The organism is Bradyrhizobium sp. USDA 4472, from assembly GCF_054058595.1.
The window spans coordinates 1,184,903-1,205,887 of sequence record NZ_JBSSAM010000001.1; the positions used below are offsets into that span (position 1 = coordinate 1,184,903).

Sequence of the window (20,985 nt, forward strand, 5' to 3'; positions counted from 1 at the left end):
TGCACCAGCGGATCGAGGTCTAGCTTGCCTTCTGCCCCAGCTCCATAGTTTAGCATCTACCCGCTGTAACATGCATGATGGCTTCAATTGTAGGATGGTCTACGCCCGATTGACAATTGCGCCTGGACGGTATGCGGCGAACTCCCCCAAGACGCGAAATGGCTGCTAACTACGGCTGGGAGTGGAGCCACCCTGCGGGTTACGGGATCGAAGCATAAGTTCATTGTCTCGACCGTGCAAACAAGATTGCCGGTGCTTTCGAGGCGATGAAACAGATGGAACCGCTTGCTGTCGTAAGCGATGAGGCATGTAAAGATTTCGACGGGCGCGCCCAACCGCAGTTCGCGAATATAACAAACATGCGTTTCTGTCAGGACGAACTGAACACCCAGTGCCAGGCCGCTGTTGTCCTTTGCCCGGCGCCAGATTTCACCACTGGCGAGATCGGCTATGCGTTGGTAGGTCAGAAAATTGACGTGCTCGAGCTGGTCCAACCAGTCTTTCTTGACAATCCCGTCCCACGCCTTAATCCATGCCATGCTTCGCTCCTGCAAGGCTAGCCCGCACACGCTCCAAGGCGGAGCGGATGCTCACCACGCCAGCATTGCGCAAGGCCATGAGCCCCGCCTGCCCTTTCGCACCGATCCCGTTGGAGACCTCTTCGGCATATGCCTGCAGCAGCGCCTCGCCTGGCTTGAAGTCCGAAGGCGCAGTATAGCTGTCTAAGTCACGACCGATGCTCTCCACGAGCTTCTTCCATTGAGACGGATCGCTCTTCCCGAGATACAAAGAAGAAGAGACGCCCATTGCTGCCCAGCGGATAGCTGGACCTGCCGCAATGGCCTTATCTATCCCTTCAAGATCGGCCACCCCTTGCGACATCATGAAGAGAATTTCTTTGAGAACGGCATATTGGACACGATTGCCGATGTAACCCTCAATCTCCCGGTCTAGCTCGACCACTTCGCTGCCGGTCGATTCGTAAAATGCAGTCGCGCTATCCGCTGCCTGTCTAGCTGCATCGCCTCCGGCAATCTCAACAAGTGGAATCAGAAAAGGCGGATTGAACGGGTGGCCGACAAGAATGCGCTCCGGATGCCGCGCGCGCTTTCTCAACTGTGAGGCAAGAAAGCCGGAAGAACTTGACGCGATGACAACATCAGACGGCACAAGCGCATCAATTTCTGAAAGCAAGTGTATTTTCGCGTCGATGTTTTCGGGAGCGCTTTCCTGCACAAAATCGGTACCTTTCAATGCCTCTTCGAAATTAGCAGTAAAGGAAACCCGAGAAGTCGAGGCGCCGGGGGACATGCCCAACTCCGTGAGCGCAGGCATAGCCGTCGCAAGACTTTCTTTGAGATAGTTCTCTCGGTCCGCGGCTTGGTCGTACACCACGACATCAAGCCCTGCCCGCATGAAGTGCGCCGCCCAACCAGCTCCGATCACGCCGCCGCCAATACAAGTGACCCTGGTGATCTTGCGCGCGCGCGACACTTTAGATTCCGACATTCAATTTACTCCAGTTTGAAACCGCGGCAAGCTGGCGAGGAGTCGCTAGCCCAGCTGCTTTAGTGCTGAGGCGGACCTTCGTTGGCAGCACTGGACAGAGCCATGAAGCTTGCGCAGTCAGGGAATCATAATCGAGTTTGACGCCTATTTCCTTTAATCCGGGCGGATAACCGGCTGAAATTCTTCATGCGCTTGAAAGAATATGAAGGGATTCATATCAAAACATCTCGATCCTGGGTGAAGTGACTCAAAAAGCGGCGGCGCGATCCATCCGGCTCGGTCTTGCCGCGGAACCATTTCACTGCAACCGTTGCAAGCAACGGGGCGCCGCAACGGCCGGAGCCATTCATTCTTTTGAATGAAGTCGCAACTGCAGGCCAAGGCCCACTGGGGTTCGACGCTGGCTGCGACGCTGGCAAACCCAAGGATCACTAGCGTACGATTGGAGCTAAATCACTGGCCCAGGTACTCGCGCTTCAAGTGCTTTTGGTCCAACCGTTAAGATACAACCGTCGTGGTTGAGACTTGAGATCACGCGGAGCGGCTTGTGCGAATTTGAACTGATGCGTCACGGTGCGTAGAAACCGAGGTTGATCTGTGAAATTTCCCGAGAGATTCGACTTCAGCAAGTGCGGGGACTAAACATCGCCTAAGTATACTTATCAGGCGGACGAAGATGGATGCGGGCTGGTATGCGCACGACTCGCCGTCCACGAGAACCTCTCGTTCTCTCTGTGGCGGTTTTGCCTCGCACCTGTACGCGCAGTTGGCATTGAGCGGGCCGCTTGATGGCGGCCAAGGTCTGGAGCAAGCGCTAGCCGCAGCTCTCATCGACACCGCCGTCACTCCACAAGCTCTCCAACTAGTAACCGCCTGCGTCACATTATCCAGCAGCCATCCAGCTTTACCCATCAGGGCTGGTAGTGTCTTGAGCCTCTTTCGCCCTGTACTATGAAATTACTACTCGTCGGATAGCCTATGATGGAGCCAACAAGGAAGGACAACGCATCCTCTTAGGGCCGCGCCCGTTGTCATCAATCGAACGCGGAAACTGCGCCTCAGCATGTGCATACCTGTATTGACGGTGCGCCCAATCGATGATCGTAAATTTCGCGCGCATGCTGGACGGGCAGGCGTTGGTCTGAGATGCCGGCCACGCTGGCTTCCGCCACAGGCGCTGGCGATCGTCTGTCCGCGGGGTATCTATTGATGGCACTGAGCAGAGGCGCTGGCGTTAAAGTCAGCTCTCCAGAGCTCGCAAGCACCAGATTCTAGTGAGGGGAAAGCTCAAGATGATTTCCGAGATGTTAATGACCTGCAGGGGCAAAGGAGAAGGATATGGTGTGGAGTCTAGTCCGCATGTTCCGCTGAGCCCAGGACACCGCAAGACCAGGGCATGCCAAGTAGGTCGGATCCGCAGGATCATAGCGGACCCAACAGAGCGATTCCTGTTTGTCGAAGCTGGCCGGGAGAAAACACGATCTGCCAGCCAGCCTCGCCGATACCCGTAAAGTGGGGCCGTGCGCTCGAGGCCGATTGTCCATTTGCGCGGACTACGCGTTGTGGACGTTCCGAGCATCACTACGAAGTATCTAGCATACCAAAAGCCGCTCGCGGACAAGTAATAAAGTGATAGCAATGCGAAGTTCAACCCTTCCTCTCTTCGGTGTCAAGGTCGTCGATTTCGGCCAGTACATTGCCGGCCCAGCAGTTGCGATGATCCTTGCGGACTTTGGCGCCACTGTCGTGCATATCGACCCGCCAACAGGTCCCCTCTGGCATAGCCCGGCTAATGCGACCCTTAATCGAAACAAACTGATCGTCCAGATCGACCTGAAGAGTAAGCAAGGCGTATCCCAGGCGCAGACCCTCATCCGAGAGGCTGATATCGTGGTCGAGAACTTCCGCCCGGGGGTACTAAGGCGTCTTGGCATTGACTTCGCGGCCCTGCGGAGCGTCCGGCCCGACCTGATCACCGTGTCAGTTCCGGGATTTGCTTCGAACGACCAACTTCGTCGCGAGTGGCGCGCTTTTGAAGGGGTAATCGCGGCATCCTCAGGAGTGTTCACCAATATGGGTGTCAACCGCGTGCTGATGGGTGTCAATCCGTCTTTCTCGCCGCTGCCTCTGGCTTCAGCCTACGGTACGATGCTCGCGGCATCTGCCACGGTTCTAGCACTTCAAGCGCGGGAGCGCAGCGGGACTGGCGACCACATCGAGGTACCTCTTGCCTGCGCCCTCCTGGAGGGCCTCGCCTACAATTCCATCCACATCAAAGACCTTCCGCTCCGCTATAAGAAACGACGCGAGCGCGAGATCGACCGCCGGCGCGATGCAGGCATGCCGATGGATCTTTCTTACGAGTCTTCACAGGAGTTGCTCGATCCATTTTGCCGCAACTACAAATGCAAGGACGGGCGCATGTTCTATGTCGTTTGCCTAGGCCACAAGCATCATGCGAAGCGCTGCTTGCAAGTTCTCGGACTATACAACGAGCTCGTTGCCGAGGGTCTGGCAGAGGAGGTCGATTCCTATCTTCCGATCCGGGAATGGAGATCCGATCACTCGGTCAGCGTGTCTCCATTACCGAAGATCTGGGCCGACAAGATCGCCGGCCGTATGAAAACCATCTTCCTGACCCGAACCGCAAAGGAATGGGAGCGCATCTTCGGGAAAGCGCAATTACCCGGTGCGCCTCAGCGCTGGCTGCAGGAGTGGATCAGCGACGATCACGCTGAATGCGCCGGCCTCATGATCGAGGTCGACGATCCCGTATATGGGCGGATGATCCAGCCCGGGCCGATAGCGTGGTTGGAGGAAAGCGGGGAAGTGATGCTAACCCCGAAATCCAGGAAGTGGTGCGACTTCGATCAGGCACTCGCCGCGGTCTCGGCGACCCCATCTCGCACGCCGATGGCCCCGCTTGCGGAGACCCACGCAGCATGGCTCGACGGCGTACGGATCCTCGATTTAGCCAACGTGATCGCTGGTCCGCACTCCACGTACTACCTCGGCCGTTTCGGAGCGGAGGTTATCAAGGTCGACCCTGCGCGCCCTCTTTACGATTGCTCGAACACGGTCATCGTTGGCATGACTCATATGCGGGGCAAACGTTCGGTTCTGGTAGATCTCCGGTCATCAGGTGGCCGGGAGGTTTTCGACAGGCTGATAAAGTCTGTTCATGTCATCGTCTGGAATGCGACTGACCAACAGGTCAAGCGCATGGGGCTCGATATGGAGGGCCTGCAAGCGCTCAATCCGGCCGCAGTCTTCTGTCAGCTCGATTGCTTCGGCGGCGTCCGTCGCGGCCCCCGCAGCGACTACCGGGGTTATGACAACCTCGTCCAGGCGACAACGGGCATTATGCTGAGGTTCGGTGGTTCCGCAGACAAGCCTGAGGACCACGCGCACGACGGCACGATTGACGTGATGTCCGGGTTTGGGGCAGGTCTTGGCATTGCTGCCGCACTGTACCAAAAACTTAGGACCGGCCACGCAGGGCGAGCCCGGACTTCGCTCTCCGCAGTCTCCGGCCTCGCGCAGCTGCCATTCTGTTACGACTATGAACGGCGTGGACCCTTCGACGAACCTGCCGGTCCTGACGTAAGGGGCTATGATGCATTGACCCGCCTCTATGCGACGGCCTCCGGCCGCAGCCTTCTGCTCAGCGCCTTAGAGGGCGACGTGCCGCGCTTTGCGTCGATCGAAGGGCTAGAACGACTACCTGATGTACCGAAAGATGGTCGCGCCTCCTATCTCACAGACGCGATCGGCAAGACTTCCGCTGAAGAATGGTTGTCACGATTCAAGGCAGCCGACATCGGCGCTGCAATTTGCGAGGACATAGAGGCAATTCGATCTGCAAATTCCAAGCCGGCGGATCGTGCTTCGACTAGCGGACAGGGCAGTTACTCCTTCTCAATATTTGGTGACCATCCCAGCGGCCACGCGGTAACGCAGGTTGATCCGTATGCAATACGCTTGGCCGTTGGAAAGATACATCCACTGCCGCCCGCAGAAAAATACGGCGCCTCGACACGGCAAGTTCTGCGGTCACTGCAATATGCTGAAGCGGAGATAGACGGGTTGCTGGCCAGGGGAGCCATAAGCGAAAGCTGGAGTCGCGAATATTTGCCCAGCTGAGGAGGAGAGCCAGGACTAAAGCGCTTAGCGCTCGTTGTGCATCCAATACGAATGGGATTAAATGAGTGCGCAGGATGGCCTGACACCGCGCCCACCGCAAGGTAGAGCTCGCGAGTCTAGAGCGTCACATGTTTGAGCTGGGAAAATTCGTACCGTGAGATCGATTTGCAGTGTCCGAGTCTAGCGCAGGGCAATGGAGGCGAATAGCTCGGTGGGACAATGGCACGGCCAGCCGAGTTTGATCGGCAATGCAGCAGAGGATCTTGTTGCTTGGATCACACACAGGCCGAACGGAAGGAACGCGATTTCCCTGTAGATCTGTGGCGAGTCCACGATGCGCTCACGAGGAACGGCCGAGTCATGTCGGGGGCGCGAACCTCCGCAATTTACCTATGGGACACACATTTCCGACTGTTTCCATGCCAAGTTCGTGGAAATCCGGCGCCTTCGGGCGTCTATAGTCGATCCGTCACACGTTTGCGATCTGGACGTCTCAATGGCATTGAAAACAAAAGCTGTGTTGGAATCCTGGACTTTGATCGTGAGCCCGGTTGGGTCCGCGCGCGCCGCCTCTCGGCTTGCTGATGAGTCGGTCGGGACACTTACGGGTTTGCCGTCGTGATCAAGGTGCCAAAATCTACGGTGGACCGCACGATGAGCGGCGATCCAGCGCTCGTCCGACCCTACATTGCCGCTCCGCGTAGGCTAGTCGCGCAAGGCGCCGTGGCGATTGTTCGAGCTGCGGTTTTGCCATCGGCTATCAGGTTGAAGTTGCTGCTGCCGCGGACGTCCCTGTTATGATGTCGACGACAGCGGAGCACTTGCAGCTCAATGTCGGGGTCGTAAGCCCCAAAGAGAGCCACTTCGCCCGGAGTTTCTCGAAAAGCTGCGGATCGCGCGGCAAAGCCAATGCGAAAGTCCGGCGCGGAATGTGGGTCGCACCGCGAATCTCCAGACCGGAGCACCGGCTCCTTGAGAGGTCCAAATACTTACTGCTCAATTCCGTCTCGCGATAGTCCCGACATATCAATAGAGGAGTCCTTGATGTCCCGAAAAGTCGTTCTCACGTGCGCAATCACCGGCGGGAATGCGGCAGTCGTTGCAAAGCATCCGAACATCCCCAAGACGCCTTCGCAAATCGCTACAGCGGCCATTGATGCGGCGAAAGCAGGGGCTGCCGTCGTTCACATCCACGTTCGTGAGGAGGACGGGACGCCTTCGAATCGCTTGGAGCTTTATGAACAAGTCGTAAAGAAGCTGCGCGACTCGTCCACCGACGTCATCATCAATCTGACATGCGGAATGGATGGTACGATTGTGCTCGATTCCCTCGACCCGCCAACGCTTGGCAAGGCCACTGCGCTCAAGTGCCCGAGGGATCGTGTCCTCCAAGCGACTACGCTCAAGCCGGAGATCGCCACACTTGATTGTGGTTTGTTGGCGTTCGGCGAATCGATCTATGTGGCGCGAATGTCCGACTTGCGAGAAATGACGAAGCTCATGCAGGATGCCGGCGTCAAGCCCGAGCTCGAATGCTTCGACCTCGGCCACATCGAAAATGCCAAGAAGCTCATCGAAGAAGGTACCCTCAAGGGCCCGCCGCTGTTCCAATTCTGCCTTAGCACCGGTACTGGCGCTCCTGCTGAGCCGATCGTGATCCAGGCCATGAAAGAAATCCTGCCTCCCGGTGCGATTTGGGCTGGATTTGGCTGTGGTCCGGACGAAATGCCGACGGTTGCGGCAATTGTGAGACTAGGAGGACATATTCGCGTCGGGCTGGAGGACAATATCTATCTGCGGCGCGGCGTGCTGGCATCCAACGCCGAACTCGTCGACAACGCGGTTGGGATTATTGAGAGGATGGGCGCCAGCATCGCCACACCGGCCGAAGCGCGACAAATGCTCGGCTTGATGAAGCGCGGCTAAGAACCGCTTTTTGTCGGAAACAGCCGGGCGTCTTGACGGTGGGCTCACGTCCTCTGCAATCAAGCGATAGCTTGGTCTCAACGCGCTGACAATGGAGAAGAGAACGAATGGCTGAACTTGTAACCACGCGCAGTGAAGGGGCGATCCTCGCCTCACGCTCGATTGCACGAAGGCTAATGCCATTGACGCGGAAGACCTCCCCGCTAATGGGAGTGTGGAGTTGCCCCCGTCAGACCGGACACTCGGCTCGATTGAGTGATGCAATGTACTCCCGCGTTAAGCGGTAGCCCACCCGGGAGTGCGGGTGTTCTGAGTTGTAATCCTCCATCCATTGGTCGATCCGCTGCAGGGCGGTGCTCGCGTCAGGGATCGGGTTCACACGAACATAGTCACGCTCGAAGCTCTTGACGAACGCCTCGGCCATGCCGTTGCTCTCGGGGCTTTCGACCGGCGTGAAGCAGGGCTCCAGGTTCAGGGCGGCGGCAATCTCAAGGGTGCGATAGGCGGCGAAGATGGATCCATTGTCGGTCAGCCATTGCACCTCGCGCGGAGCGCGGATGTCGGCGAACCGCTGTTCGACACAGTGGACCATCATGTCCCGGATCATCTCGCCGGAGATCCCAGCCGTTGTGGCCACCCAGCTGATGACCTCGCGGTCGTGGGTGTCCAGGGCAAAGGCAACCCGCACGATCTCGCCATTCCAGCAGGTGAATTCCAGCGCGTCCGAACACCAACGCTCGTTGGAGCGGCTTGTCATGATCGTTCCGTCATGGGCCCGCGGGTGCGGCGCCCTGTATGCCGGGCCAGCAACAAGCCGCTCTTCTTCATCAGTCGGTAGACGCGCTTGGCGTTGACAGGGTCGTGGCCGGCGGATCGCCGCTCGCGCTTGAGGAGCGCGGCGATCCGCCGGTATCCATAGCTTGGGCGGCTATCCACCAGGCGACGGATATCAGACGTGAGCTCCGCATCCCCAGCGCGGGTCTGGGGACCGCGCTTCGGGCGCTTGCCACCCGCTCGCTCAATCAGGTTGGAACGGGCCACCCCGAGGGTCTCTGCGATCCGTTTCACGGGGTATCCTCCGGTGCCTGCGATCGCGACAGCAAGGTCGGTTTTTTTACCCGTGCAAGATCAAGAGCCTCCTTGAGGATCTCGATCTCCATGGTCTTGCGGCCCAGCAGGCGTTCGAGGTCTCGAACCCGTTCCTCCAGCCGCCGGACCTCGGACGCGGCGACCACATTCTCGTCGGCCCGCACCGCTTCCTCGCCCCCTTCACTCATCAGCCGTCTCCATCGGAAGACCAGGCTCGGGGAGAGCCCATGGCGACGAGCAACATAGCTGATCGACATGCCCGGTTGCAGCGTCTCGTTGACGACCAAGAGCTTCTGCTCCGTCGTAAATCGCCGCCGCCGGGCAACGCCGGTCATGACTTCCACCTTGTGTCAGACATAGGCGTATGCCTAGGACTAGGTGTGGTCTTTCAGGAGGTTGTCCATCTGGTCTGAACCGAGGAAGCTGAGGTTGCGAAGCTTCAGTGTTCCAAGGAAAGACCAGATGAACGTCCACAAGAATGCGCCTTTGACGCCCAAAGGTCGAGAGGCGATGGTGCGAAGCGTAGTCGAGGGTGGGTTGAGCCAGGCCGGCGCGGCTGACCTTTTCAACACGACGCCGAAGACGGTCGCCAAATGGGTCAAGCGCTTCCGCGAGAACGGTGTGGCTGGCTTGCTCGACCGCTCGTCTCGACCTCATTCATCGCCGAGCCAAACCCTGCCGGCCACGTGCACCGCCATCGAGGCCTTGCGCCGGCAGCGCCACACCGGCCCAAATCGCAATCGAGGTCAAGGTGTCGCCAGCCACGGTCAGCCGAGTGCTTCGTCGTTTGGGCTTGAACCGGATCCGCGATCTTGAACCGGCCGAGCCGGAGCGCCGTTATGAGCGTGAGTCTCCAGGCGAGATCATTCACATCGACATCAAAAAGTTCGGGCGTTTCGAGCGGGTTGGTCATCGCATCACCGGCGATTCAAGTGGTCCAAACAGGAGCCGAGGCGTCGGCTGGGAGTTCGTCCACGTCTGCATTGACGACCATTCCCGCGTCGCTTTCTCGGAGATCAAACCGGACGAGACGGTGGACAGCGCGGTGTCTTTTCTCAAGGCGGCTGTGGCCTATTATAGAGGCCTTGGGGTCACCGTCACGCGCGTCATGACCGACAATGGCGGTTGCTACCGATCTCACGCCTTCGGCGAGGCGTGCGGCGACCTGGGCATCAAGCACATCCGCACCAAACCCTACACGCCGAGAACAAATGGCAAGGCAGAGCGCTTCATCCAAACCGCACTACGCGAATGGGCTTATGCCAAAGCCTATCCAACCTCCGATCGCCGCGCTCAAGAGTTGCCGATCTGGCTGCATCAATACAACTGGCATCGGGCCCATGGTGGTTTAGACTCACAAACACCGATCAGCCGCCTCGGGCTGACCGAGGACAACCTCTTGAGGCTCCACAACTAGGCCTAGCTCCTCCGGCTAACGCCGGTGTCCGGTCGAAACGGGGGGCAGTTCAGCAGGAATGCCTGGGCGCATTCCGGACACGTCGATCTCGGGGCGGCTCGTGCCCGCGAAGTCACGGCAATCGTCGACCGACGCCGCAAGCCAGGAATGATCGTGTCTGACGATGGCACCGAGTTCGCCTGCCATCACTGATGGGGTTGGGCCACCCCTCACAGCTTCGCTGTGGCAAGGTGGGCGGCGTGCATCATTCGAAACGGAGGTTCCCAAGCCAGGAGCTGATACAATTGGGTTGGATCTTACGAAACACGTGCTTACTGACAGCGGCATACGCCGCCCACTGATCGAATCACTCTAGGCAAACTGCGCTATCTCCCCTTCCAAACCGGATTGCGCTTTTCGGCGAAAGCCCGTGGTCCCTCCAGCCTATCCTCCGAACAATGGAGGGCTTCTACACTCGCGAGTTGGCGACGCGAAATCCTATTTATGGCGTCTTGGAACGTGAGGACCTCCGCTACGCGTACCGTCTCCTTGATCGCGGCAAATACGAGCGGCGGCCCGCTGGCGAGTAGTCGTGCAATCTCCCAGACGCGTTCCTCGAGCGTTTCCTTGGGCAGCACCTCATTGACGATACCCCAGCGATGCGCCTCTGCGGCATCCATCCAGCGACCCGTAAGCAGTAATTCCATGGCGATATGGTAAGGAATGCGTTTTGGTAACTTGATACTTGCCGCGTCGGCCAGCACGCCTGCGCGAATTTCCGGCAGCGCGAATGAAGAATGATCGGCGGCGTAAATCAGGTCACAGGAGAGTGCCAGTTCGAAGCCACCACCTACTGCCATGCCATTGACGCAGGCAATCACCGGTTTGTTGAGGCCGCGTAGTTCCTGCAATCCACCGAATCCGCCGACGCCGTAGTCGTTGTTGCCGAGTTCGTCCGCAGCTGCTGCCGATTTAAGATCCCAGCCTGCGCTGAAGAATTTATCACCGGCCGTCTTGACAATTGCGACGCGCAACTCGGGATCGTCTCGAAACGCCTTGAATGTATCACCCATCAGCTGGGAGGTTTTGTTATCTATGGCATTGGCCTTCGGCCGATCCAGCGTGACCTCTACGATTGCGCCTTCGCGGCGGGTGGTGATGACGCCAACCATTTCTGATTTTCTCCAGTTTTCCCAAGCATCAGAGTTTTACTTCTTCGAAGCACCAGCAGCGCGTCTGCAATCCAGGCGCCTTTGCCTTCTGTACAGACAATCAGCGGGTTAATGTCTACCTCTTCGATCTCGCGGGAATTTTTCTGAACAAAGGTTGCGAGGCCTGAAATGGCCTCGATAGCTGCCGCGACATCCGCCTTGGGCCGCCCGCGGTAGCCTTCCAGCAACGGGTAGAGTTTCAGTCCGCGCAGCGCTGCTATTATATCCTTGTGCGTTGTCGGCAGCATCAGGGTTACCGTGTCGCGCAACAACTCAACCAGTACGCCGCCGGTGCCGAGCCTCATTACTGTGCCAAACATGGGGTCGCGGACGAAGCCGACGATTAGTTCGGCGACGCCGTCGCGTACCATACGTTCGACGTAGAGCCCTGACCCGAGCGCGAGCAGATCATGCGCTGCGGCACTAACCGACTCGGCGTCGCACAGATTCAGCCGCACCGCACCAACTTCCGATTTGTGCGCGACGCCTAGCGCCTTCAGTGCTACAGGAACTCCGAGCGCCCTGGATACGGTCACTGCCTCTTCCGCATTGCCGGCGCGCTCGCCCTTTGGCACGGGCAGCCCAGCTTTGAGCAGCATTTCCTTGGCTTCGGCCTCCTCAATTACTAGACGATCGCCGGCAAGCCTACCTGCAGCCGCGGTGTCGATTGGCTCGGCCCGCGGCCCCGACCACGCCGTGCCAATAAAAGCTCCCGCCTCTGCAGCTTGCATCGCTTCTGAAATCCCTTGTAAAGGCGCTATGCCACGCTCTATGATTCCGGGAATGTACTCTTCAGGCATGTTCTCGGGTAGCGACGAGACAATCGCGCCCCGCGCCTTGTTGGCCTTCAGCGCCGCTTCGAATGCGCGTATACTCGGCCAATAAGTGGTGTTCGAGCAGCGGTCGGGACGCGGGAAGTCAAGCACCATCATGTTGAGATCAAGGCCACCCGCAACCATTGCCGTGAAGGTGTCGGTCAGCGCCGGCTCGTTGTTCCAGATGAAGGTGTGGTAGTCGAGCGGGTTGGCCACCGCAACCAGCGGCCCAAGCGTCGATTTAACACTGGCGCGGTGCTCGTCGGTGAGGCGAGGAAAATGTACGAGACGCCCTTCCGCACTGTCCGCCAAGACCGAAGCTTCGCCACCCGAGCAACTGACCGAGGAGAGGCGTGGGCCAGGCAACGGTCCGGTTACGTGCAAAAGCTTCAGCGCCTCGACGAAGGCGGGAATCGATTCGACGCGGGCGACACCAAGCCGCTTCAGGAATGCGTCGGAAGCGGCGTCCGAGCCAGCAAGCGAAGCGGTATGCGATAAGGTTGCGTGACGCGCTTGCTCGGAACGGCCGACTTTCATAGCGATGATCGGCTTCTTCAACTCTCGCGCACGCGCGGCAAGCCTTTCGAAACCGGCTACGGAATCGAACGCTTCAATGTGGAGCCCGAGTGTGCTGACGCGATCGTCCTCAATCAAACCAAGGGCGATCTCGGAGAGACCGATCTGCGCCTGATTGCCGGCGGTCATCAGAAAAGCGATTGGTAAGCCACGCTTCTGCATCGTCATGCTGATGGCGATGCTTGAAGACTGCGTGATAATAGCGACGCCACGGCTTCCTTCGGCCAGTCTAACGCCGCCATGCTGGTCAGGCCACAAGAGTGCCCCATCGGCATAGTTGATCAGACCATAGCAGTTCGGACCAAGCATCGGCATGCCTTTGGCAGCCTTAACCAGCTCACTCTGCAGCCGTTCGCCGTCGTGGTCGTAGGCTCCGACTTCGAGAAAGCCGGAAGCATAGCAAACGGCGCCCCCCGCGCCGCGCAAGGCGAGGCATGAGATCACGCCTATAGTGAGATGCCGGTTCACGCCGACGAAAGCGGCGTCAGGCGCACCGGGCAGATCGGCCACAGAATGGTAGGCCCTTCGGCCGGCAATCTCATCTTTGGTTGGGTGCACCGGCCAGATCTCGCCCGCAAACCCTATCTTAATGGATTGCGTAACAACAGATGCGGCCTGTCGACCTCCGAAGACAGCGATAGATTTCGGACGTAGGAGGCGCTCTAACTTATGCATCGATCAGGTCCTAAAAACCAAGATCGCGCTGGGGACTCCAACGGCGATCCATCGCCCACTCCTGCGGGGAATTGCGTCAAACAGCAACTCCCCAGATAGGGGAGGTCACAGGGATCCTGCGGTCAAATTGATCACCGGATTCATACCCAAGCTGCTCACACCCGCACGGTTGCCCAGTGAAGCCTCAACTGGAACACGAGTGCCGGCTTGACAAGTTTACTCACGCCAGCGCCTCAATTTTGCCCTTCAATTCATCGCTTCACTGAGGAGTCCTCCGAGAGCCGCAAGTCGCCTTAGATGAAAGTCTGTATCGCCAAACGAGGCACCTAGCATGGTGACATGTTTGAAGTAGTGACCGACGCTGTACTCCATCGTCATTCCGATGCCACCGTGGAGTTGGATCGACTGGTGCCCGATCGCCTTCGCCGCGCGACTAATCTGGGCCTTTGCCGCCGAAACTGCGCGCTCGCGCTCGGTCGTCTTGGCTTCGCCTATCATCATTGCGGCATACATGGCCATCGACCGGGATTGCTCTAGTTCGACGAGCATGTCGACTGCCCGATGCTGCAAGACCTGAAAGTCGCCAATTTTCCTGCCAAATTGCTCGCGCGTCTTGAGATATTCGAGAGTAATGGCGTTCATTTTGGCAAAGCAGCCGACGGCTTCTGCGCAAATTGCTGCAATCGCCTCGTCAGCCACTCGCGAAATAACTGGGAACGCTCCTGCCGGGTCACCAATGACATTGGCGGCTTCGACGTGCACGTTCTCGAGCGTGATCTCGGCCGCACGCAGGCCGTCTTGGGTCGGATAGCCGCGGCATGTAAGACCTGACGCATGGGCATCGACCAGGAACAAGCCGATCCCATCCTTGTCCCGCGTCTCTCCGGCTGTTCGTGCCGATATGATATACTCGTCGACCGAGTCGCCGTGGAGAACAAGGCCCTTCGCGCCATTCAGGATCCATCCATCGCCATTGTTCTTAGCCTGCGTCTTAATGTCGAAAAGGTCAAAGCGCGACTGCGGCTCAGCATAGGCGAAAGCCAATTTCATCCGGCCCTCCGCGATCGCGGGGATAATCTTTGTCTTCTGCGCCTCGCTCGCCCCGTGCCTGAGGATACCGCCGGCAAGGACGATGGTCGCGAAATAGGGTTCGAGGATCAGCGCCTCGCCGAAGGCCTCCAAGATGATCATGGTATCGATCGCACTGCCGCCGAAGCCGCCATATTCTGGAGCAAAGGGCAACGCGAGAAGACCGAGTTCGGCATAGCGTGACCACATCGCTTCACTATATCCCCGCTCCTCCGCCTGATACCTGCGGCGGTCGTCGAAGCTGTAGCTGTCGAACAGCAGCCGCTCGACGCTTTCTTTGAGAAGCCGCTGCTCCTCGGAAAGATCAAAGTCCAACGTAATATTCTCCTGAACCTGGGTCGCGCCAGCGGCCATTGAACCTCAGAGGCCGAGGATCGCCTTTGCAATAATGTTCTTCTGGATCTCGTTGGAGCCCGAATAGATCGAGGCGGCTCGGCTTCCGAAATATGTAGGCGCGGCCCTCGTGACCCAATCAATGCCGATTGATGGCTCACTGCCGCTCTCGAATTCCTCTTCCGAGAAATAGGGAAGCGCGTAAGGGCCGGCTACATCCATTAGCAGTTCGGCTGTCATCTGCTCAATTTCCGAGCCTCTGAGCTTAAGGATGGAGCTTGCAGGGTCGTGCGAGCTCTTCTGCTGCTTTGATGCATTAGTGACGACGCGAAGCTGCGTCAGTTCGAAGGCCTTCAGTTGGACCTCGACTGCGGCGACCCTCTCGCGGAACGCGGCTTGGTCGACTAGTCGCTCATCGCCGAGGCAACACTGCGCGGCAAGTCTCTTGGCGTGCCGGATACGCTCCTCGGAAATGGCTACTCCGGCGTCTGCGAAGCGTTCATTGCCGAGTAGAAATTTGGCATAGTCCCACCCCTTGTTCTCCTCGCCGACGAGATTCTCGGCCGGAACACGGACGTTATCGAAGAAGACCTCGTTTACTTCGTGACCGCCGTCGATTAACTGTATCGGACGCACACTGACGCCTGGCGTCTTCATGTCGATCAAAAGAAAAGAGATCCCCTGCTGTCTTTTCACATCCGGATTCGTCCTGACCAAGCAAAAGATCCAATCAGCGTATTGCGCCCAGGTGGTCCAGATCTTCTGGCCATTGACGACATAGTGCCCGCCATCACGTACCGCTCTGGTCCTGAGTGAAGCGAGATCGGACCCCGCGCCCGGCTCAGAGAAACCTTGGCACCACCAGTCCTCTGCATTAGCGATACGCGGCAGGTAGTGTTTCTTCTGCGCCTCGTTCCCGAAGGTATAGATGACCGGGCCCACCAGAGACTCGCCGTATCCGAACTTGAACCGCGCGGGAAGCGCCCTCACCTCTTCCGCAAAAATGTACTGTTGCAGCGGAGTCCACCCCGCTCCGCCATGCTCCTTAGGCCAAGTCGGGACGCCCCCGCGATTGAGGATACGCGCTCCCGCAGCTTTCTCCTCTTTCGAGAGCTGACGGCCTTCGGACAATTTTCGCGGTATCTCCGGCAACATGTTTTCACGCAAGACGTGCCGCACTTCTTCGCGAAAGCGCCGTTCTACTTCTGTGAATTCAAGATCCATTGCTCTTCCCGTATCTAAATTCTAATTCAGACTGCCACAGTGGTGATTGCGGAGCACTTCGAAATCTTGAGGAAGCCGAGCCTCGATTGGAGAAGATGCATCGAGATCACCTTCAGCACTACGCCCATCGTGACTTTCATCAGAACGCTCGCCGCGCGGGCCTCAACCGCCGACCGGGCCGGACTGCATCATGTGCGACCCTCGCTCGACCGCGAGGACAGCGCCTATGACTGCGCAGGCAATCGACACATTTGAACAATTTCACCGCAACGCCACGCCGACGATACGATTGAATAAATAGTATCCGTCCGTCATGCAGAAATTAAAGAATATGGCGACTGATAAGCAGAAATCCTGCGCCTCCTAGTTGTCCGTTGAAGTATTACTTCTTCCCATCTGACGGCGATCGAAGAAGCCGCCAAAGCCTCTCATCTTCGTTCCAGCTCTATTGCATGTTGGTTTCACAACTCGGCTGTCGTTCAGCTCAAGGTGGCCGATGAGCGCACGAGCGCGCAAGGCAACGCGGTGCCGAATCCGGAGCGCGGACCAGCTCTGCGCAAGGAAAATACAAGCATGTCCTCGCAATCATTCTGAGTCGGAGAGGATAGCTGGCTCTATGCGACGTGTTTCGCGCGGCCTAACTCATGCGGTCCACGAGGTCACTTCCTGATCGAATACGGAGCATATCGAAGACGACGCTCGAAGCAGTGCAGCGTCACTGTATCATCGAAAGATCCGACGTCAGAGTGCCTGCGGTCAGCTCAAATGCACCCGACACTGACGTGCGAAATTGCCTGGTATCAAAAGATTTGGAGCCGCGACTTTACTTCTATGCTCAGGACCCAAGAGCCGAAACCGGAAGAGCTCGGCGCCCTAGCCACGTTCTTATTGTACGAAAGCTCCACGTATTCCGTCCAGACGCATAATTTAGGCCAGACGAGGCACCACATCGAGGGAATACGGCTCGCAAGGCTGCTAGCATTCAACGTGACTAGGTCCATCGTTCCGATCCTCAGCCTGATGGAGCACCATGGCCGAGATCTTCGTTTCCCCGAAGCAAGAATTCGTTCGTCGTCCCACCCCCTGCTATTGCCAATGAGTCCGATGACAGAGCTCTCACCCGTGATTTCAGCAATCGATCAGCATCACATCGACCATCGGCGCTACCCCCATGGAGTCGCTTTTATGGATGGGCAATACTTGCCGATGTCCGAGGCCAAGATCTCGGTGCTCGATTGGGGTCTGCTGCATTCGGACGCAACCTACGACACAGTACACGTCTGGAACGGACGGTTTTTCCGATTGGATCTGCACCTTGACCGATTTCTGGCAGGGGTTGAACGTCTTCGCATGAAGCTGCCTTTCGGTCGCGAAAAAATTGCATCTATCCTCGTGCATTGTGTAGCCTTGTCCGGCCATAAATCGGCTTACGTTGAGATGATCTGCACGCGGGGTTCATCTCCGACATTCAGCCGTGATCCTCGCCAAGCAGAGAACCGTTTCATCGCGTTTGCTGTGCCTTATGGCTCCGTTGCCAACAAGCAGCAATTGGAAAGAGGCTTGCACGTCGCGATCAGCGAGACCGTCCGCATCCCGCCAAGTTCAGTCGATCCCACGATCAAGAACTACCATTGGCTTGATCTCGTGCAGGGTCTTTTCGACGCCTACGACAAGGGCGCCGAAACGGCGCTGATCTTAGATGCGAACGGGCATATTGCGGAAGGACCAGGCTTCAATGTGTTCCTGGTAAACGATGGATCGTTGAGGACACCCGCTTTTGGCGTACTGCCCGGTATCACGCGTCGAACGGTCCTCGATCTTTGCACGGAAATTGGGCTCCGCGCCACCGCTTGCGAAATCAGCCGTGACGCTATCAAAGAGGCTGATGAGGTGTTCATTACCTCCACAGCCGGCGGTATCATGCCCGTGACCCGCATCGACGACACTAAGATTTCCAAGGGGCAGGTCGGATCTATCACCCGCCGGCTTATGGATCTCTATTGGCAAAAGCACGCGGATCCCGCATGGTCGACTGCTATCATTTATCCTTGATCGGAAATGAACCATGCGCTCGCTCTTTGGTCAGCGACTACGCGACAATCTCGATGAGCTATCATCGCGAAACCTCCTGAAAGTCGAGCGAGAGATCGCCTCGCCTCAGTCGACGCATATACACCTGCGCGCACTTGGCGAGCGCCAGCTCCTGAACATGTGCGCGAACAACTATCTTGGTCTAGCCAGTCACCCAGCACTGGTGTGCGCCGCGCATGCGGGTCTCGAACGGCATGGCTTTGGAATGTCGTCCGTGCGGTTCATTTGTGGAACGCACTCGGTTCATCGAGCGCTTGAATGCAGGATTTCCAGCTATCTTCGCACTGAAGACACGATCCTATTCGGTTCGTGCTTCGATGCGAACACCGGTCTGTTTGAGGCCATACTCGACACTGACGATGCGGTAATCAGCGATAGCCTGAATCATGCAAGCATCATAGATGGAATTCGGCTCTGCAAAGCGAAGCGACTTCGCTATGCCAACAATGATATGAATGAACTAGAGCACGCTCTACGCGAGGCAAGTCACTGCCGAACAGTGCTCGTTGTGACCGATGGCGTATTTTCCATGGATGGCGCTGCCGCGAATCTTCCAGGCATCTGCGAGCTAGCAAAACGCTACGGCGCCCTGGTCATGGTCGACGACTCTCATGCTGTGGGGTTTATCGGCCCAGAAGGGCGTGGAACGCCAGCGCTGTACGGGCTCGAAGATCAGATTGACATTCTTACCGGCACGCTCGGCAAAGCGCTTGGCGGAGCATCTGGAGGGTACGTCTCGGGCCGTAGCGAGATCATTTCTTGGTTGCGACAGCGTGCGCGCCCATACCTCTTTTCAAACTCACTGATGCCTGCAATCTGCGAGGGTTCATTGGCCGCAATCGACTTGGCAGAAAGCGCAGACGATCTCAGGCAAAATCTCTCTGCTCGCACTGGTCAGCTACGACAAGGGTTGATCGGTCTGGGATTTCAAGTTTTGGGCAACGAGCACCCAATTGTGCCCGTGATGACCGGGGACGCGGCAGTGGCGGTCCAGATTGCTGAGTTCTTGCGTACGCATGGCATTCTCGTCGTTCCGTTCTCGTATCCTGTTGTCCCGGAAGGCGCTGCGCGGATCCGCATGCAGGTAAGTGCCGCCCACAGTGCGGGCGACATCGAAAGAGTAATTGCAGTATTCCGATCGGCAAGGTCGGACCTTAATAAGCCAACTATCACACACGAGCTCTAAGCTCTCCAACATCAGGCAACCCCAAGAAATCAATTCACGTCGGGGGACGCAAACCGCCTCTCCGGCATGGCCCAAATACATCGAAGCAGGGCCGTAAAGTCAGCTACGGGTAAAATCGAGCGAGCCACGTGATTGCACTCTGTAATTAAAGCGCAGTTGGTTCACTAATCTAAGCTAGCCGCATTTTATCTGCTGTAGTTTTGCCGCTCGCCGAGCCTTTGGTTGACGAGATCAATCGAGACAGACCGGGTGATTCAGATAGACAGCAATGTCTCGACCAAATTCACCCAATAGCCTATGCCATAAGGTAACGCTTCATCGTTGAAATCATATGCCGGGTTGTGCACACCGGCAGTCGGCCCGTTTCCGATGAATATCATTGCGCCCGGCCGGGCCTCCAGCATGTAGGCAAAGTCCTCGGCCCCCATACCTGGTTTGATATTCTCGTGCACAGAAGCGGCTCCGACCAGGCTGCGTGCCGCCCTGATCGCCAGATTAGTCTCTTCGGTGTGGTTGAAGGTCACCGGGACTGATCGACGGTATTTAAACTCGATATCCGCTCCGAATCCGCGCGCGATACCCTGGGCTGCCGCCATGATCTGGCGTTCGGCAAAGTCTCGCAGCTCCGGAACATGAGTTCTAACAGTGCCGGCCATTTCGACTTCATCGGCAATGACGTTGTAGGCGTTGGCGGCGTTCAACTTAGTCACTGAAATGACAAGCGAGTTGATCGGATTCGTGGTGCGCGACACCAGAGTTTGCGCGCCGACGATGATCTGTGCAGCAATTACGACTGGATCGATGGTCTCATGCGGCTTGGCCGCATGGCCGCCCCGCCCCTTCACGACAATGTCGAAATCGTCTTGTGAGGCCATGATCGGTCCATCGCAAATGCTGAACTTGCCGATCTCGGTGCCCGGCGCGTTGTGCATCCCAAAGACTTTCGAGATGCTGAAACGGTCCATGATTCCTTCCCGGACCATTTTCAGGCCGCCGGAGGGAAGCTCCACTTCTTCTGCCGGCTGAAAAATCAAGGCGACGCAGCCTTTGAAATTGCGTGTCTTGGCGAGATATTTCGCAGCGCCCAGCAACATGGCCGTATGACCATCATGCCCGCAAGCGTGCATTTTACCGGGCACTTTCGAGGACCACGGCTTGTTTGAGGCCTCGAGGATGGGCAGCGCATCCATGTCGGCCCTCAGCCCGATGGTGGGACCATCTCCACCCTTCCCTTGAATCAATGCAACGATGCCGGTTTCAGCTATTCCCGTTTCGATGTGATTGATACCGAACGAGGCGAGCTTCTCGGCGACAAACCGCGCCGTATTGTGTACCTGAAAGTCGAGCTCGGGATTTTCGTGGAGATATCGGCGCCAAGCGGTTACCTCATCCTGCAAATCACGAAACTGATCAACACTATGCATGCCAGACCTTAAAATCCGAATCCATTAAAGGATACAGCACCGCCTGAGCGTGCGGCGGGCTCTCGGTGCGCACGCGTGAAGCGGCCCCACGCACTTTTTGCTGCTGTCGCTCGCATTCTGACCTTTTCGCAATGGAGTAAGCCATAAGCAAAATGTAGAGACGTCATGGCAGGAGCGCCGCAACTATTTGGCGCAGACCGTGTCGGCTTCTGCACTCTACTCGTGAACTCCAATTTGCCACAGTCTCTTAGGCCGGCTCGCTGATATCGCACACTTTCGTGCGGCCATTGAGACGCAC

The 20,985-nt window shown here is 57.5% G+C and carries 11 protein-coding genes and 2 pseudogenes; 5 read left to right on the forward strand and 8 right to left on the reverse strand.

Annotation, left to right across the window (positions count from 1 at the left end):
- Window positions 1-83 precede the first annotated feature (83 nt).
- Together ACVWZ4_RS05395 and ACVWZ4_RS05400 are read right to left on the reverse strand one after the other, a co-directional pair.
- A complete protein-coding gene (locus ACVWZ4_RS05395; protein WP_456701639.1) occupies window positions 84-539 on the reverse strand; it encodes a thioesterase family protein in 456 nt (151 codons plus the stop codon).
- Entirely contained in the window at window positions 526-1,509 is a 984-nt protein-coding gene (locus ACVWZ4_RS05400; RefSeq protein ID WP_456701638.1) for a 3-hydroxyacyl-CoA dehydrogenase NAD-binding domain-containing protein, read from the reverse strand. The genes ACVWZ4_RS05395 and ACVWZ4_RS05400 overlap by 14 nt, the downstream gene beginning before the upstream one ends.
- 1,638 nt (window positions 1,510-3,147) lie before the next feature.
- Between ACVWZ4_RS05400 and ACVWZ4_RS05405 the strand changes: the two genes are divergently transcribed.
- Together ACVWZ4_RS05405 and ACVWZ4_RS05410 are read left to right on the forward strand one after the other, a co-directional pair.
- A complete protein-coding gene (locus ACVWZ4_RS05405) occupies window positions 3,148-5,652 on the forward strand; it encodes a CoA transferase (RefSeq protein WP_456763508.1) in 2,505 nt (834 codons plus the stop codon).
- A 1,044-nt stretch (window positions 5,653-6,696) separates the two neighbouring features.
- Complete coding sequence (locus ACVWZ4_RS05410) at window positions 6,697-7,578, forward strand: 3-keto-5-aminohexanoate cleavage protein (RefSeq protein ID WP_456701636.1); 882 nt, start codon at window positions 6,697-6,699, stop codon at window positions 7,576-7,578.
- Between the two features lie 229 nt (window positions 7,579-7,807).
- Here the strand turns inward: ACVWZ4_RS05410 and ACVWZ4_RS05415 are convergent.
- Window positions 7,808-9,002 (reverse strand): annotated as a pseudogene (locus tag ACVWZ4_RS05415) (IS3 family transposase).
- Between the two features lie 127 nt (window positions 9,003-9,129).
- Here ACVWZ4_RS05415 and ACVWZ4_RS05420 point away from each other — a divergent pair.
- A pseudogene (locus tag ACVWZ4_RS05420) lies at window positions 9,130-10,084 on the forward strand (IS481 family transposase).
- A gap of 365 nt (window positions 10,085-10,449) precedes the next feature.
- On the opposite strand, the gene ACVWZ4_RS05425 reads toward ACVWZ4_RS05420, so the two are convergent.
- The 4 genes from ACVWZ4_RS05425 to ACVWZ4_RS05440 form a co-directional block, all read right to left on the reverse strand.
- Entirely contained in the window at window positions 10,450-11,235 is a 786-nt protein-coding gene (locus ACVWZ4_RS05425) for a carnitinyl-CoA dehydratase (protein WP_456701635.1), read from the reverse strand.
- Window positions 11,193-13,340, reverse strand: coding sequence for an acetate--CoA ligase family protein (locus ACVWZ4_RS05430; RefSeq protein ID WP_456701634.1), 2,148 nt, complete (start codon window positions 13,338-13,340; stop codon window positions 11,193-11,195). Before ACVWZ4_RS05430 ends, ACVWZ4_RS05425 begins: the two co-directional genes overlap by 43 nt.
- A gap of 246 nt (window positions 13,341-13,586) precedes the next feature.
- Window positions 13,587-14,744, reverse strand: coding sequence for an acyl-CoA dehydrogenase family protein (locus ACVWZ4_RS05435; protein WP_456701633.1), 1,158 nt, complete (start codon window positions 14,742-14,744; stop codon window positions 13,587-13,589).
- Between the two features lie 45 nt (window positions 14,745-14,789).
- On the reverse strand, window positions 14,790-15,986 hold the full coding sequence (locus ACVWZ4_RS05440) for an acyl-CoA dehydrogenase family protein (RefSeq protein WP_456701632.1): 1,197 nt from the start codon (window positions 15,984-15,986) through the stop codon (window positions 14,790-14,792).
- A 1,095-nt stretch (window positions 15,987-17,081) separates the two neighbouring features.
- Between ACVWZ4_RS05440 and ACVWZ4_RS05445 the strand changes: the two genes are divergently transcribed.
- Together ACVWZ4_RS05445 and ACVWZ4_RS05450 are read left to right on the forward strand one after the other, a co-directional pair.
- Window positions 17,082-18,038: an aminotransferase class IV gene (locus ACVWZ4_RS05445; RefSeq protein ID WP_456701631.1), complete on the forward strand. Its 957-nt coding sequence runs from the start codon at window positions 17,082-17,084 to the stop codon at window positions 18,036-18,038.
- Window positions 18,039-18,051: 13 nt separating this feature from the next.
- A complete protein-coding gene (locus tag ACVWZ4_RS05450; protein WP_456701630.1) occupies window positions 18,052-19,263 on the forward strand; it encodes a glycine C-acetyltransferase in 1,212 nt (403 codons plus the stop codon).
- Between the two features lie 254 nt (window positions 19,264-19,517).
- Here ACVWZ4_RS05450 and ACVWZ4_RS05455 read toward each other — a convergent pair whose 3' ends face one another.
- On the reverse strand, window positions 19,518-20,687 hold the full coding sequence (locus tag ACVWZ4_RS05455; RefSeq protein ID WP_456701629.1) for a M20 aminoacylase family protein: 1,170 nt from the start codon (window positions 20,685-20,687) through the stop codon (window positions 19,518-19,520).
- Window positions 20,688-20,985: the final 298 nt, after the last annotated feature.

Bases quoted from the DNA above. Each gene is read 5' to 3' on its own strand.
- ACVWZ4_RS05445 (WP_456701631.1), top strand. From the start codon at position 17,082: ATGAGTCCGATGACAGAGCTCTCACCCGTGATTTCAGCAATCGATCAG.
- ACVWZ4_RS05410 (WP_456701636.1), top strand. From the start codon at position 6,697: ATGTCCCGAAAAGTCGTTCTCACGTGCGCAATCACCGGCGGGAATGCG.
- ACVWZ4_RS05395 (WP_456701639.1), bottom strand. From the start codon at position 539: ATGGCATGGATTAAGGCGTGGGACGGGATTGTCAAGAAAGACTGGTTG.
- ACVWZ4_RS05455 (WP_456701629.1), bottom strand. From the start codon at position 20,687: ATGCATAGTGTTGATCAGTTTCGTGATTTGCAGGATGAGGTAACCGCT.
- ACVWZ4_RS05425 (WP_456701635.1), bottom strand. From the start codon at position 11,235: ATGGTTGGCGTCATCACCACCCGCCGCGAAGGCGCAATCGTAGAGGTC.
- ACVWZ4_RS05400 (WP_456701638.1), bottom strand. From the start codon at position 1,509: ATGTCGGAATCTAAAGTGTCGCGCGCGCGCAAGATCACCAGGGTCACT.
- ACVWZ4_RS05450 (WP_456701630.1), top strand. From the start codon at position 18,052: ATGCGCTCGCTCTTTGGTCAGCGACTACGCGACAATCTCGATGAGCTA.
- ACVWZ4_RS05440 (WP_456701632.1), bottom strand. From the start codon at position 15,986: ATGGATCTTGAATTCACAGAAGTAGAACGGCGCTTTCGCGAAGAAGTG.
- ACVWZ4_RS05405 (WP_456763508.1), top strand. From the start codon at position 3,148: ATGCGAAGTTCAACCCTTCCTCTCTTCGGTGTCAAGGTCGTCGATTTC.
- ACVWZ4_RS05430 (WP_456701634.1), bottom strand. From the start codon at position 13,340: ATGCATAAGTTAGAGCGCCTCCTACGTCCGAAATCTATCGCTGTCTTC.